The organism is Bythopirellula sp., from assembly GCF_041737835.1.
Classification (GTDB): Bacteria; Planctomycetota; Planctomycetia; order Pirellulales; family Lacipirellulaceae; genus Bythopirellula.
Genome location: NZ_JBGSQY010000057.1, coordinates 94,977 through 108,130, shown reverse-complemented (window position 1 = coordinate 108,130; position 13,154 = coordinate 94,977). Strand labels below are relative to the sequence as shown.

Annotated in this window: 13 protein-coding genes; 7 read left to right on the top strand and 6 right to left on the bottom strand. The window is 54.1% G+C overall.

Translation table 11 applies throughout. The features are described from left to right. Nucleotides 1–60: 60 nt before the first annotated feature. Complete coding sequence (gene accD / locus AC6T8Q_RS17985; protein ID WP_500680428.1) at nucleotides 61–891, top strand: acetyl-CoA carboxylase, carboxyltransferase subunit beta; 831 nt, start codon at nucleotides 61–63, stop codon at nucleotides 889–891. 83 nt (nucleotides 892–974) lie between these two features. On the opposite strand, the gene AC6T8Q_RS17980 is transcribed toward accD, so the two are convergent. Both AC6T8Q_RS17980 and AC6T8Q_RS17975 read right to left on the bottom strand, forming a co-directional pair. Continuing rightward, a complete protein-coding gene (locus tag AC6T8Q_RS17980) occupies nucleotides 975–1,646 on the bottom strand; it encodes a DOMON domain-containing protein (protein WP_500680396.1) in 672 nt (223 codons plus the stop codon). A gap of 42 nt (nucleotides 1,647–1,688) precedes the next feature. Continuing rightward, on the bottom strand, nucleotides 1,689–2,645 hold the full coding sequence (locus AC6T8Q_RS17975; RefSeq protein WP_500680395.1) for a CAAX prenyl protease-related protein: 957 nt from the start codon (nucleotides 2,643–2,645) through the stop codon (nucleotides 1,689–1,691). 421 nt (nucleotides 2,646–3,066) lie between these two features. Between AC6T8Q_RS17975 and fusA the strand changes: the two genes are divergently transcribed. The 4 genes from fusA to AC6T8Q_RS17955 all read left to right on the top strand — a co-directional run bounded on the left by fusA (nucleotide 3,067) and on the right by AC6T8Q_RS17955 (nucleotide 8,197). Next, nucleotides 3,067–5,166: an elongation factor G gene (gene fusA, locus AC6T8Q_RS17970; RefSeq protein ID WP_500680394.1), complete on the top strand. Its 2,100-nt coding sequence runs from the start codon at nucleotides 3,067–3,069 to the stop codon at nucleotides 5,164–5,166. Between the two features lie 547 nt (nucleotides 5,167–5,713). Then, a complete protein-coding gene (locus AC6T8Q_RS17965) occupies nucleotides 5,714–6,403 on the top strand; it encodes a hypothetical protein (protein ID WP_500680393.1) in 690 nt (229 codons plus the stop codon). Between the two features lie 273 nt (nucleotides 6,404–6,676). Continuing rightward, complete coding sequence (locus tag AC6T8Q_RS17960) at nucleotides 6,677–7,717, top strand: hypothetical protein (RefSeq protein ID WP_500680392.1); 1,041 nt, start codon at nucleotides 6,677–6,679, stop codon at nucleotides 7,715–7,717. A gap of 189 nt (nucleotides 7,718–7,906) precedes the next feature. Then, nucleotides 7,907–8,197: a YrhK family protein gene (locus tag AC6T8Q_RS17955; RefSeq protein ID WP_500680391.1), complete on the top strand. Its 291-nt coding sequence runs from the start codon at nucleotides 7,907–7,909 to the stop codon at nucleotides 8,195–8,197. Here AC6T8Q_RS17955 and AC6T8Q_RS17950 read toward each other — a convergent pair. Both AC6T8Q_RS17950 and AC6T8Q_RS17945 read right to left on the bottom strand, forming a co-directional pair. After that, complete coding sequence (locus AC6T8Q_RS17950) at nucleotides 8,178–8,858, bottom strand: DUF421 domain-containing protein (protein ID WP_500680390.1); 681 nt, start codon at nucleotides 8,856–8,858, stop codon at nucleotides 8,178–8,180. The genes AC6T8Q_RS17955 and AC6T8Q_RS17950 overlap by 20 nt on opposite strands. Nucleotides 8,859–8,942: 84 nt before the next feature. Further along, on the bottom strand, nucleotides 8,943–9,836 hold the full coding sequence (locus AC6T8Q_RS17945) for an SDR family oxidoreductase (protein WP_500680389.1): 894 nt from the start codon (nucleotides 9,834–9,836) through the stop codon (nucleotides 8,943–8,945). Between the two features lie 409 nt (nucleotides 9,837–10,245). Here AC6T8Q_RS17945 and AC6T8Q_RS17940 point away from each other — a divergent pair, with 409 nt between their 5' ends. Continuing rightward, the gene (locus AC6T8Q_RS17940) at nucleotides 10,246–10,956 is read left to right on the top strand and encodes a hypothetical protein (RefSeq protein WP_500680388.1); all 711 of its coding nucleotides are present in this window, start codon (nucleotides 10,246–10,248) and stop codon (nucleotides 10,954–10,956) included. A gap of 74 nt (nucleotides 10,957–11,030) precedes the next feature. Here AC6T8Q_RS17940 and AC6T8Q_RS17935 read toward each other — a convergent pair whose 3' ends face one another. After that, nucleotides 11,031–11,840: a sensor histidine kinase gene (locus tag AC6T8Q_RS17935; RefSeq protein ID WP_500680387.1), complete on the bottom strand. Its 810-nt coding sequence runs from the start codon at nucleotides 11,838–11,840 to the stop codon at nucleotides 11,031–11,033. A 205-nt stretch (nucleotides 11,841–12,045) separates the two neighbouring features. On the opposite strand from AC6T8Q_RS17935, the gene AC6T8Q_RS17930 reads away from it, so the two are divergent. Next, entirely contained in the window at nucleotides 12,046–12,306 is a 261-nt protein-coding gene (locus AC6T8Q_RS17930; RefSeq protein WP_500680386.1) for a hypothetical protein, read from the top strand. Nucleotides 12,307–12,455: 149 nt separating this feature from the next. Here AC6T8Q_RS17930 and nadD read toward each other — a convergent pair whose 3' ends face one another. Continuing rightward, complete coding sequence (gene nadD / locus AC6T8Q_RS17925) at nucleotides 12,456–13,061, bottom strand: nicotinate-nucleotide adenylyltransferase (RefSeq protein ID WP_500680385.1); 606 nt, start codon at nucleotides 13,059–13,061, stop codon at nucleotides 12,456–12,458. Nucleotides 13,062–13,154: the final 93 nt, after the last annotated feature.

Here is a 13,154-nt window from a genome sequence, read left to right as displayed (position 1 = left end):
ATCCCGAACAAGCCCATGGCATCCAGCCAGACCGATATTACGAGCGAGCAAGCGAAACCGATGCGGGACGACGAAGCCAAACCCACCCGGGAAAAGCGCGGCGTGCCGAGCGGGCTTTGGCTGAGCTGCGAAGATTGCGGAGCGATGATCTTCCGCAAGGAATTCGAGCGGATATTCAACGTCTGCCCCGAATGCGGCTTCCACATGTATTTGAGCGCTCGCGACCGCATCAAGAGCGTGCTCGACGACGGTACGTTCGAGGAATGGGATGCGAATCTCTCGCCCACCGATCCGCTGGGCTTTGAAGACAAGAAAAAGTACAGCGAACGGATTGTGGCCGAGCAAGCTCGGACGGGCTTGAAGGATGCCGTGCTGACAGGCACGGGGATGATTCGCGCCCGCCGCGTGGCGTTTGGCGTCACCGATTCTGCGTTCATCATGGGGAGCATGGGTTCTGTTGTGGGCGAGAAACTCACCCGGCTGATCGAACGTGCGACCGAGCAGCGTCTGCCGCTGATCATCATTAGCGGTTCTGGTGGTGGCGCCCGGATGCACGAAGGAATTTTTTCGCTGATGCAGATGGCGAAAGTCTCGGCCGCGCTGGCTCGCTACGACGAAGCTCAAGGGCTGTTTATTTCGGTGCTGACCAACCCGACGATGGGTGGCGTGGCCGCGAGTTTTGCCTCACTGGGCGATGTTATCTTTGCCGAGCCCAAGGCGCTGATTGGCTTCGCCGGTCCGCGGACGATCAAAGCCACAATTCGCATCGAACTTCCTAAGGGATTTCAAACGAGCGAATTTTTGCTCGCCCACGGCTACATCGACCGCATCGTCGAGCGGGCCGACATGAAGAGCGAAATCGCGAAGATCATCGACTACTGCGGCAAATAGGCGAGCGGGGGACGTCAGTCCCCTGCATAGCGGAGCACAATCACAGCGCAATACATGCGCGAGGCTTACGCCTCCCGCTCGCCTTAGGGTACTAACAGAATCTCGGCCCAGCAGCTGGGATCTTCTTCGTAGGGAAATCCCGTGCCCAGCGAAAAGGTTTGCAAGCCTTGTTCGCGGTCGAGCAGGGCGTAGGTGAATCCCAACTTCGGTGAGCCTTCAGGATCGTAGCCGTAGAGCGACATTGCCGTGGCTAAACAGGAAAGTTCGTAGCCGTTCTTGGTGACCTTGGCCTTTGCCTGCAATTCGCGTGGCCGGATGGGACGGGCATTTTCGCGTGCGCGATTGATCAACAATTGGTCGGCCACGGGCTCTTCGGCGGAATGTCCGCCACCACGAGGCAAATACGCAAAGCGGTGGCAGAACTGACTCGCGCGGTGGATGTTGGTCGTTGCGCGGGTGTCGACCCAAATTTGCAGGCCATCGCTGTCTTCAAGACGCGAATCACGGCACCAGGGGAGCTGGGCCTTGCCCTCGACTTTGACCCACCAAGCCAAGCCTTGCGGACTCCAGGCCATGCGGACGTCGGCGATCTGCCGCTCACTATCGAGCTGGGCGAGCAGCGGAAGGCGGTACTTTTCGTCGAGTGTGATGCCTTGCGCGGTCCAGATCGGCTCGCAACGGTGAACTTCGACCGCAAAGCGGAAGAGGAACCGTGGCGGGACGAGGGAGCTGTCGGGGGTGGTGATTTCGGACATTTTGTATCAGGCCCGGCCGGGACGACCGGGTTATATAAGAAGTTACATGAGTTGCCATTGATCGAACGTCACGACGTACACGCCGAGCAAAAAGTTCGTCACGCCGTGGGCGACGACGCAGTCCCAAATATTCTTGGTGCGGACCATCAACCAACTGACCAAGCTGAACCAGACGAACGCGGCCAACAGTTCGCTGGGGTGCATCAGCATGGGGACCGCCGTGCCGGTGATCAGTGCCGCGCGGGTCGCGGTGCCGAAGGGAACTTGCCACCACTGTTCATGCACGACGAAGCGCATCAGAAAGCCGCGGAGGAAAAATTCTTCGATGATCGGCACGACGAGCGCAAGCCCGATGAATCGAATCACCAGGAACGCCCAAGCCAGCCCCGGTTGGTCAGCCAGGTAAACAAAGGGATTGTAGGCACTGCGTTCGCCGGTTCCCAGCATCGCCATCAGGCCGATCGTGGGGGGATCAGGGTGATCGATCCCTGGCAACACGTTGCGAACGGCTCCGAGTGTGCGATCGATGGGGCCGATGATTTTTGGTTCGAGACGAATGTGGCAGAGGACAATCCACAGAACGACCCCCACGACGCCGACGACGATGCTCAGGAAGCTCACTCGCCAGGGGAATGTGCGATAGCCGGGCCAGACGGCGATCATCGTGAGAATCACGAGGGCGAGCTTGGCCGTGTAAATCCACGGATAATCTTGGTAGGAGAACTTGGGGAGGAGACCTGAGCTGGTGGATTCCAAGGCTTCGGCCCGTTCAAGCTGGGTACGTAGCTCGGCGATGTTCTCGGCGTCGTTGGGTTTGAAATTCCGCGGCGGAGTGGGCTCAAAGCTTCCAAGCAGCATGAACGCGGCCATCGGCAAGATGAACGTGGCCCACGGATAACGCGAGAGCCAACCCTCGGGCAGCTCGGCGGCAACGGGGCGTGGCTCGTTGGAGTCCGTGTCTGTGGCCATGCCAGCATTCGGCGAGGATGAATCGGTCATATTGCGTATCTAATGGCAGGAAAAGCACTTATTGGCCGCGGAGGTATCGGCTCGGACGACGTGGCGCACGAAATCTTCATACGCAAGTTTGCAAACGGCGCGTAGAATAGAAATCGCTATTTGCGGAAATCGGCCCGCTGCCTACGCTGGTGCGAATTGAATGTGGAATGTCCATTGGTCATTCAAGGCGGTTTTCCCGGAGGAAATCGCATTTGCACTAGCTATCAGCGGCCAGCGAAGGCACAATACCAGTTTACCCCGCCTTGCGACAGGGTGACAGGAAGTCACACCGACGGTAATTCTGCATCGCCGGGAAAGCGATTCGCCTTCCGGCAATCCCCAGTTAGCTACCACCGCGTGTGCGATACACGACGGCGTCGATACATTTGTTGAGTGATGAAGGGTTTGTTGAGGTTGATATATGGATCTGCGTAAAGTTCGAAACATTGGTATTTCAGCGCACATTGACTCGGGCAAAACGACCCTGAGCGAGCGCATTTTGTACTACGCTGGGCGTATTCACAAAATTGAAGACGTTCGCGGCGGTGGTGACGGTGCGACCATGGACCACATGGAGCTCGAAAAAGAGCGTGGCATTACCATCACCAGCGCGGCCACGACAGTTCAATGGCAGGGCAACACGATCAATTTGATCGATACCCCGGGTCACGTCGACTTCACGGTCGAGGTGGAGCGCAGCTTGCGCGTCCTCGACGGTGCGGTGTTGGTGCTTTGTTCGGTCAGCGGCGTACAATCGCAATCGATGACGGTCGACCGTCAGATGAAGCGCTACAACGTGCCCCGCTTGGCCTACATCAACAAAATGGACCGCACGGGTGCTAATCCGATTTCGGTGGTGAAGCAAGTCCGCGAAAAGCTCGGCGCCGATGCCGTGGCGATGCAGCTTCCCATTGGCAAGGAAGAAAACTTCAAGGGCGTGATCGACCTGTTGACCATGAAGGCGATCTACAACGACGGTTCCAACGGCGAAACCGTCCGGGAAGAGGAAATCCCTGCCGAGTTGCTCGAAGAAGCCAAAGCCGGTCGTCATCATCTGCTTGAATCGTTGTCGATGTACAGCGATGAGTTGATGGAGCTTTTGCTTTCCGAGGAAGAAGTCCCGATGCCGTTGATCCATAAGATCATCCGCAATGCGACGATCAACCAAGGTTTCACTCCCGTTTACATGGGTTCGGCCTTCAAAAACAAGGCGGTCCAGCCGCTTTTGGACGCGGTCAACCGCTACCTGCCTTCGCCACTCGATCGCGAGTTTTATGCTCTCGACCCCAAAGAAGAGGGCAAGAAGGTTCCACTGACTAGCGATCCCAAAGATCCGTTCGTGGGAATGGCGTTCAAGATCGTCGACGACGAATATGGCCAGTTAACCTACACACGTATTTATCAGGGTTCGATTGCCAAGGGTGAAGCGTACTTCAATCAGCGCACTGGCAAGAAAGAACGCTTTAGCCGCATCGTCAAGATGCACAGCGACAAGCGTGAAGAAATCGACAAGGCCGAGGCGGGCGATATCGTGGCCATTATGGGCCTCGATTGCGCGAGCGGTGATACCTACTGCTCGACAGCGAGCTACTGCACGCTCGAAAGCATGTTTGTGGCGGCACCGGTGATCAAGATGTCGATCAATCCGCTTTCACGCGACAATGCCGACAAGTTGGGCAAGGCCCTGCAGCGCTTCCGCAAGGAAGACCCCACGTTCCAAGTGGCCACCGACGAAGAGACGGGTGAGACCGTCATCGCCGGCATGGGCGAGTTGCATCTTGAGATTTACGTCGAACGGATCAAACGCGAATACGGTGTCGAGGTCGAAGTGGGTGCTCCCAAGGTCAGCTATCGCGAGAGTGGCACCGTACCCTACGCGTACGATCACAAGCGCAAAAAGCAAACCGGTGGTTCGGGTCAATACGGTCACATCAAGGGCGAACTACGGCCGATGTCTGCCGAGGATCGCGAAGAAGCCGCTGGCAGCGAATTGTTATTTGTCGATAAAATCACTGGCGGCAAGATCCCCAAGAACTTCATTCCAGCGATCGAAAAAGGCTTCCGTCAAATGTTGACCAAGGGGCCCTTGGCCGGTTATCCGGTGGTGGGTCTCACGGTAGAAGTCAACGATGGTTCGTACCACGACGTCGACTCGTCGGATATGGCGTTCATGCTCACCGCGCAGGAGTGCTTCCGCGAGAACTTCCAACGTATGAAGCCAGTTTTGCTGGAGCCGATCATGCTCGTTGAAATCGAATGCCCTGAGGCCTTCCAAGGCCCGGTCGTCGGGCAGATTTCCAGCAAGCGTGGCATGGTGGTGTCGACCGACACGGCTAACAAGATTACGAAGATCATCGCCGAAGTGCCGCTGGCCGAGACGTTTGGTTATTCAACCGATCTGCGGAGCCAAACCCAAGGGCAGGGAACCTTCACGATGGAATTGAGCAAGTACGCACCGGTGCCAGGTAATATCCAAACCGATATTATCGCCGATCGGAAGCGTGAACTTCAGCCTGCGTAAGTAGTGCCTGAAAATGTACCAACGACAAACGCCTAGGGATTGCAATCCCTAGGCGTTTTTTTGTGCGCTGACGCATAAAAGTGTTGCCTACGGGCAACGTGTTCTGGTCGTGCGTTCCTGTGAATCAACCTGACGGTGGGGTTGGAGCGAAAGTGTCGTTGGTTGCCTGAGACCACGTGCGAATGTCCGCAAACGGGAGCACAAATTTTTGCCTCCAAGGCGAATATCGAATTGTGTTGAGCTACGTTTAGCTATCTCGCCCGAAGAGAGCCCACGAGGGCAACCACCGGGCGAAAACGAGTGCCAACGACGGATTGTGGCGGTTGTAACGGGCTTGGATTCCCGGGAAAAAATCGTGCCTTGTAGGGGAAACCAACCGCCAGAGTGACCTAGATTTGAGTATCCAGCGGCGCTCGGAAAGCTGCCGCGGAAACCGACGAGTGAGACCCCCTCGACCACGCAAAGTTATGTGTGGAACACGCTCCTGGCAACTTTCCTTGCAACTTACCTACATCAATTGACTGCCTGACCAGCAAAGAGTTCGCCGATGGGCTTCCTAAAGAAATTTTTTCGTAACGTCTTCCACGAAGACCTTGTCGCACAAGGCACGAGCAGCTTCGAAACATTGCGCGAGGACGAGCTTGAAGCGCACATGAAAGTAAGCCGCTACGGTAGCTTTATGCTCACTGAAGCGGTGCGGCCTTCCTATGGCTTGGAAGTGGTTCCTTCCGCCGGTTTTCGCCATGATACGTACCGCGATGAGTCGTCGAAACAAGACGTGCCGGTCGTGATGGCCTCGGCATCCCGGGAAAGTTTGTTCGAGACTTTCATGGAACTCTTGGATCCACTGGGACCCGTGGTCGACGTGGTGTTGGAGAGCAGTCACCACTATCCGTCATCAGGCAATCAAGATCTTTATCGCGAACATATCGACATGCCGATCTTGCAGAGCATTCTGTGGGAATATGAAGATATGCTGGTGAACGACGGCTGCACAGGGATCGCGGTGCTGAATCCCAGCACGCCTCAGGAAGTGCAATTCGACGAACACAAATTATTGATCGTTTACGGTAAGAAGCTCACCCCGTTTGAAAGCGCATTGATCGATGCGGGCTTGAACTGCCGGGAAGAGATGCGGTTCATTACCGAGGCTGAACACGTGCACTCGACCAACGATGATTACATTGCCCAATTTGAAGAACTCAAAATGCGTCTGGGGATTGATTCCGGCTATTAGGCCGCATGAGATAACTAGCGCGTAGCCAATCCACTTTGGCCGCGGCTTTGCAACCGCCAGGCCGGTGATTCGCAAGAATCACCGGCCTGACTTTTTTTAGCGAATGGCACAGCCTATTCCTGGCATTGCTGGTGGACTTCTCGATTGGTGTCAGACCGATGCGGTTTGATGATGACCAAGTGTTATTGCGCGTGCCAATTTCTAACTCCCAGTTTCAGCGTTGTCGTCGCTTTTCTCACTGGTATGGAATGTGCAATTCCGTTTGGCAGGGGCATGTTCGCCGAGACGTTGTGCCAGCAACAATCTACTTTTTTAGAAATGAGTCTTGTTATGAGAATCTTACTTAAAATATGTACCGTGGGTGCTTTGGCATGCGTTGCCCTCCCTGCTTTTGCCCAGCCAGCTAAAGTGGAAACCAATATTAAGGCTGACGTTCCTTCGGAACAAGGGAGTCAACTTAATGCTGAAACAGGGAGTAGTGCGAGAGCTGGCGGGGGTTACTATCCTGATGACGAATCCCCCTGGTTTGAAGCTGAAAACTTGCGAAACGAATTAAAGCTCGATGATGACCAGATGGAGCGGCTTAATAGAGCTTATGGCGATACATGGCGGCAAATGCGAGCCAACAACCAGAACAACAATACCAACGCACAAGATGAACAAGCTCGTAGGCAGCGGTTGAATGAGTACCGCGATCGTTTCGACAACGAGTTCACGCGTAGTTCACGCGATGTTTTTCGCAATCCCGAGCAACAAGCTCGTTTCAATCAATTGCAGTTGCAGTATCAGGGATATGGTGCGTTTCAAAATCCTCGGTTGCAACGTCAGTTAAATCTCAACGATACGCAGAACCGTCAGTTGCAGGAGCTTTACAACGAATGGAATTCTGAAATTGAGGGTTTACGTGAAGGATATGCGAGCAATCGTGATGATGCCACAAATCGCTTCAATGAGTTGCGCAACCGTTCAAATGAGCGATTCCAAGGAATTCTCAATGATCAGCAACGCCAATCCTACAACGAGATGGCTGGTCAGCCCTATGATTTTGGAGCTGATACCTATTTGAATAATCAACGCAATCAGGCAGCAGCCGCAAATGGAGAGGGTTCTCCTGGTTTCAGTACTGGAGAATCTCATGGGTTTAGAACAGGTCTAAATCCGACCGGGGATGCGACGGGAACTGGGACTGGTACACAGTCAGGTGCCGGAACAGGTACTGGAGCTACAGGAACGGGTACTGGAACTGGGACTGGAAGCGGTTCTGGAGGTACAGGATCAGGAAGTGGAGCCGGTGGTAGTGGTTCGGGAAGTTAACGGGGCTTTTCGACGGAGACGACCGCACGAAGATCAGGTGCGTCAGGTTATCGTGGTTTGTTGTAACCCTATGAAGGCTAAGGTTTTCGCATCTTCTCTAGTCCGAGGGGACGTCGGGATCATGGGATCTCCGGTCAATGACACGATATTCGCGGTCGTCTCCGCCGTTTTTCTATAGGGTCAACGGAAATGGTTGAGGCCGTCACCTCTGTCAGGAAAAGAGTTAATGCTGGCCGCGAAGAGCGGTCGGGTAGTCGACGCAGTAATGAAAAAACAAAACGATTTTTTGATCGCTATGAATGGTGGTTTGTTGTTTTGGGTTTATTAGGTAATGCGTTGTTCTTTGTAGGAAGCATCTGTTTTTTCTTCAAACATTTAGAAACATTTGCTATTAGCCTTTTCGTCGCTGGCTCATGTTTCATGCTTGTGAGCTCGACAGCTAGTTCGTTATCCGAGTACTCTAGCAATCAGCTAGAGTAGCCGGTTGCCACTGGTGATCGCCACAGCGAACGCATTGTTTTTCTTGCTGATTGGCGAGGCAGCTGCATTTTTTACAACAAAGAATCGGTTCGTCAGTTGATTCGCACAGCCGTTTGCCGTCGGGAAGAACTGAAAGTCCTGGTAGGGCTTCAGTTCGTTTGATCGTGCTAAGTTTTCCTGAGGGTTCGAGATAGGCCACGGCCACTTGCCCGAGTTGATAGATGCCGTCGGCACGTAGGCTTTCGAAGAGTTCGTCGCGGGAAAGCGTTTCTTCGTGGAGTTTATCGAGCAAAATAACTCCATTTTCCACAATCAAAGTGGGTTCACTCTCGATAATTTTTTCGAGTGTCTTGTTCGTTTCGGTCAGCAATGCGACGGCACGCTCCAACCCTAAGACTAATCCCACAACCGCGAATGAATGGAGTAGAGGCACGTCGTGAAAGATCATGCCATCACCAACCGCCGACCCGAGCGCAATGATAATGGCAAAGTCGAAAAAGGTGATGTCAGCCATGGTCCGTTTGCCGCTCCAGCGCAGGAAAATGAGCGTGAAGGCATAGACAAGAAAAACTCGTAGAGCGATTTCAAAAAAGTAGGTGACGGGATGCTCGCCGAGAAAGATGCGGTAGAGATCGAAGGAGTAATCTTGTTGATTATCCATAGCGTGGTCCTAGAAAGAGTGTTTTGAACAAATGCTGAAGACCCTCCCCTAGCCCCTCTCCGAGTACGGGGAGGGGGATGATTACTAGCCGTTGACGATTTCACCGCCGTTTGGGTGGAGCACTTGGCCGGTCATGTATTGGGAATCGAGGGATGCCAGGAATAAAAAGCAGGTGGCGCATTCCCACGGTTCGCCGGCACGGCCTAGTGGTGTGTCGCTGCCGAACTTGGCCACTTTTTCACCGGGGAACGTTGCTGGGATGAGCGGAGTCCAAATCGGTCCGGGCGCAACTGCGTTCACGCGAATGCCTTCTTTGGCGAGCATTCCAGAGAGCGAGCGAGTAAAGCTGACAATCGCGCCTTTCGTGGCAGAATAGTCCAGCAGACCGGGACTACCGCGGTAGGCGGTGACCGATGTCGTGTTGATGATCGTTGAGCCTTGATGCTTCTTGAGATGCGGCAGGGCGGCTTTCGACAAAAACACCATCGAATAAATATTCGTACGAAACGTGGCATCGAGCTGCTTTTCGGTAATGTCCTCAAGCGATTTCTGGGGGTGCTGCTCGGCGGCATTGTTCACAAGGATATCGAGTCGCCCAAATTTCTTAACCGTTTTCTCAACGGCTTGCTTGCAAAACGCTTCCCGACCGATGTCGCCTTTGATCAACAAACCTTCGGATCCTTCCTCTTCCACGAGGCGCAGCGTTTCCTCGGCATCGGTTTGTTCTTCGAGATAAACGATGGCGACCTTTGCTCCCTCGCAAGCAAAAAGGACGGCCGTCGCGCGACCGATGCCACTGTCACCACCGGTGATCAGGGCAACACGATCGGCGAGCTTATCGCTGCCACGCAACTCGGGCACGATGGTGACCGGTTCGGGCCGCATCTTAGTTTGACGACCTGGCTGGCGCGATTGGGTTTGAGCAGGACGCTGCTGTTTTTTGCTCGATTTGCCTTCTTGCTTGGAGCTGTTGGCCATCGTTTCCTCGGTGAATTAAAAGTCGCAACCGCGATAGAACAACAAGATAAGAACGATAGGGAGTGGCAGGCCGATCAACCAAGCTAGGATGCCATATTTGATTTTGCCTGTACGATTGGCGACGCGAGTCTTCATGATTTTTCTCCTGAAGGTGTTGTGAAAACAGATGGATGGCCCTAAACGCAAGAAGTGTGCCGCTATGAAAAATGCCTGTATTTGCAGTGTTTATTACAGATGCGGCTGCAAAAGGAGCTGAGGCAACATATTGATTGGTCGTTTAGCAACCAGCTGGTTGAGTTGCCTGGCAGTCTGCTAGCAATCGTGATCGCCCTTGCGGTGCTGGCATCGTTTGGCGATTATTCGCCGCCCTAATGCGCTCACATCGAAGCGCTGGGCTGAAGGTCTGTGAATGCGCCATCACTTAATAATCCTGACAATGCTGATTGCCGTGGGTTGCCACTCGTTTCATAACGAGCCGCCCGCGTTGCAATCGCCAACCGTGGCCGCAGGGGGTGCAACATTTGTTGCCCCGGGGAGTGGTGGCAATCCTTTGTTTCAAACGCCGCAAGGTGTGCAACAAGCCGCCGCGACTGATCCCAATGTGTCGCGGTCGATTGTCATTCCCGTGACGAACGAGGATTACACCTGGGAGTTGATTGTCGACACGGTTGATGATTACTTCGACGTCGATCAAGAACATCGTGTGCAATTGGTCGGCAACGTCGTGACGGAAGGTCGCATCGAAACATTCCCACAGATCGGTGGAACGTTGCTTGAGCCACATCGCAGGGATTCGGTAGGCCGATACAACTTGGTGGAAAGCACACTCCAAAGCGTCCGCCGGCGGGCCGAGATTCGCGTCGTGCCACAACAAGGGGGTTGGCTTGTCGAAGCGATTGTTTACAAGGAGTTTGAAGACCTCGCGCGGCCAGAAAATGCTACGGCTGGCGCGGCGTCATTTCGCTTTGACAGTTCAATCCCCAGCCGTCTTGATGAAAGCGTGAGCCGCACCAAGCTTTCTAAGTTCTGGATTCCAATGGGGCGGGACTGCGAGATTGAAACACTCATGCTGCTCGATATTCAAGAACGGATTGCAAATCCGCCGCAGCCACATCATTAATGCATGTTTAAGTTCGTAGCCGCATGCGGTAGCCCGGGGCATGAGCAGGGAAAACCACTGGCTGCCGCAAGCGGCTATGATATGGGGAGTGCAGAGGGGACGCCGAGCTTTGGTAGTGGAAGAGTCGGTGCTACGACCGGCTGGCTTACTGGTAAGCGAATGATGAACGCTGTGCCGCGACCGAGGCTGCTTTCCACACGGATACGGCCTTGATGGGCATCGATGATATCTTTGCAAGTGGCGAGTCCCACGCCCGTGCCTCCCTTGCCCGTTTCGTCGGGTCCATTCTTAGTGGAGTAATAGCGATCGAAAATCTTCGGCAGGCTTTCTTGGGGTATGCCCGAGCCAGTATCGCGTATCGTAAGTTCCACCGTGTTAGAGGCTGCGTCGTGAGCCAATCGCAGTAAGAGTTCGCCGCCGTTAGGCATCGCCTGTCGGGCGTTGGTCATCATATTAAGCAGGACCTGCTGGATTTGATTGCCAATCGCCCGAACCGGCGGGATTTCGGCAAACTCGCAGCGGACCTGCACACGATACTTTTGCAATTCGCGTTCCAGCAGGATCAACGACTCGTTGATGAGTTGGTCAAGATGCGTGGGGGCAAACTCCTCTTTGCGATTGCGAGCCAAGCCCAGCACGCTGTTGGTGATTTTTTCCGCCCGCTGAGCGGCAGCCAGAATTTTTTCGAGGGCCTTGTCGCGGGTCGGTTCGTCTTTGTGACGCAGGCCGAGTTTGGCGTAGTTGAGGATCGTCATCAGCACATTATTGAATTCGTGGGTGGTGGTGCCCACGAGTTCCCCCAGTGCGGCCATTCGCTGCGCTTGCAGTAGTTGCCGTTTGAGAAGTTCGATTTCCTGTTGAGGATTCAGATTGCTGCCTTGCATGGCATCGTCTCGGGTTGCGGGCGTTGGGGAAACGTGGTCTCCGGGCTTGTGTAGCTTGCCCTTTTTGACTGACTGGAACGCTTTAACTGCTTTTAATATCGGTACTTAGCTCAGTAGACGGTATCGACGAATTCCCCTGGGCGACTCAAACCGAAGCCGATACAATCCGGCCCCACAGCAGAAAACGAGTTGGAAAGGGAAACCGATGAACGCCGCCAAGTTGCTATCACTTGCTCTCGAAGCCGTACGATCGGCGGGTTACGAAGTTCGCGAAGACGTGCTCGACGGTGCCGGCGGTGGGCATTATTTGATTCATGGCAAGAAATGTTTACTGCTCGACATGACGCAATCGCATCGCGAGCAACTTAATGATGTGCTCGACGCCCTGCGCGCGGAATCGCCGTCAGGCGAACTTCATCCACTGCTAGCAGCGAGTTTGAATGACTCGGCCTTGCGGGCAGCATAAAAAAAATTTACAGGAGGTAGCGGAGAGAGCAGAGGGAATTAAGAACGCTAATCTTCGCTGATAAACACTAATAAAAATTATCTTAGTGTTGATTAGTAATAATTAGTGTTCCGTCTTCTCTGTTTCCTCTGCGAACTCCTGTTAAAAATTTATTGATATAGGTGGTGTTCGTGGATAAATGTTGCGACGGCAACGGGAACAAATTCTTCCCAGTTTCCGCCCTCTGCGATGAGTTGTCTGATTTCCGAGCTGCTGATTTCCATCGGCGGCATTTCAACTTGATTGGCTAGAATCTCTGCCAATCTTTCAGCTGAGACAATTTCGGTGAGTGGCACAAAATTAGGTGACGGTTCTCCCGCACGATTGACGACGAGCGGGGTGGCCAGTTGGCAGATCTCATGAGGATTCTTCCAGTGTGGGAAGTCGACCAGTGAATCGGCCCCCATCAACAGGAACAGTTGAGCCGACGGGTGCAACGCGGCGATGTTTGTCAGCGTATCGACCGTGTAGCTCGTGCCGCCGCGCTCGAGTTCAATCCGAGAAATTTCGAAGTTGGGGTAGTCGGCGAGGGCAAGTTCCAGCATAGCCAAACGTTCATCGGCGTTGGTTCGCGGACCATCTGGTTTGAAAGGCTGTTGCGCAGCCGGGATAAACCAGACGCGATCGAGCTGAGCCTGTTGACGGCAACTCTCCGCCAGAATGAGATGCCCCCGATGCACGGGATCGAAACTGCCACCGAAAATGCCGAGACGCATGGGGTTTTACAGCGGACTGCGATGAAGGGGAAAGAGTTCTATAATAACAACCTCGAGCGCGATCTTATTCAGGATGTTCTCCTGCTGCAAGCA

Bases quoted from the DNA above. Each gene is read 5' to 3' on its own strand.
- AC6T8Q_RS17935 (WP_500680387.1), bottom strand. From the start codon at position 11,840: ATGCAAGGCAGCAATCTGAATCCTCAACAGGAAATCGAACTTCTCAAA.
- fusA (WP_500680394.1), top strand. From the start codon at position 3,067: ATGGATCTGCGTAAAGTTCGAAACATTGGTATTTCAGCGCACATTGAC.
- nadD (WP_500680385.1), bottom strand. From the start codon at position 13,061: ATGCGTCTCGGCATTTTCGGTGGCAGTTTCGATCCCGTGCATCGGGGG.
- AC6T8Q_RS17975 (WP_500680395.1), bottom strand. From the start codon at position 2,645: ATGACCGATTCATCCTCGCCGAATGCTGGCATGGCCACAGACACGGAC.
- accD (WP_500680428.1), top strand. From the start codon at position 61: ATGCGGGACGACGAAGCCAAACCCACCCGGGAAAAGCGCGGCGTGCCG.
- AC6T8Q_RS17980 (WP_500680396.1), bottom strand. From the start codon at position 1,646: ATGTCCGAAATCACCACCCCCGACAGCTCCCTCGTCCCGCCACGGTTC.
- AC6T8Q_RS17955 (WP_500680391.1), top strand. From the start codon at position 7,907: ATGGTTGAGGCCGTCACCTCTGTCAGGAAAAGAGTTAATGCTGGCCGC.
- AC6T8Q_RS17945 (WP_500680389.1), bottom strand. From the start codon at position 9,836: ATGGCCAACAGCTCCAAGCAAGAAGGCAAATCGAGCAAAAAACAGCAG.
- AC6T8Q_RS17930 (WP_500680386.1), top strand. From the start codon at position 12,046: ATGAACGCCGCCAAGTTGCTATCACTTGCTCTCGAAGCCGTACGATCG.
- AC6T8Q_RS17960 (WP_500680392.1), top strand. From the start codon at position 6,677: ATGTTCGCCGAGACGTTGTGCCAGCAACAATCTACTTTTTTAGAAATG.
- AC6T8Q_RS17940 (WP_500680388.1), top strand. From the start codon at position 10,246: ATGCGCCATCACTTAATAATCCTGACAATGCTGATTGCCGTGGGTTGC.
- AC6T8Q_RS17950 (WP_500680390.1), bottom strand. From the start codon at position 8,858: ATGGATAATCAACAAGATTACTCCTTCGATCTCTACCGCATCTTTCTC.
- AC6T8Q_RS17965 (WP_500680393.1), top strand. From the start codon at position 5,714: ATGGGCTTCCTAAAGAAATTTTTTCGTAACGTCTTCCACGAAGACCTT.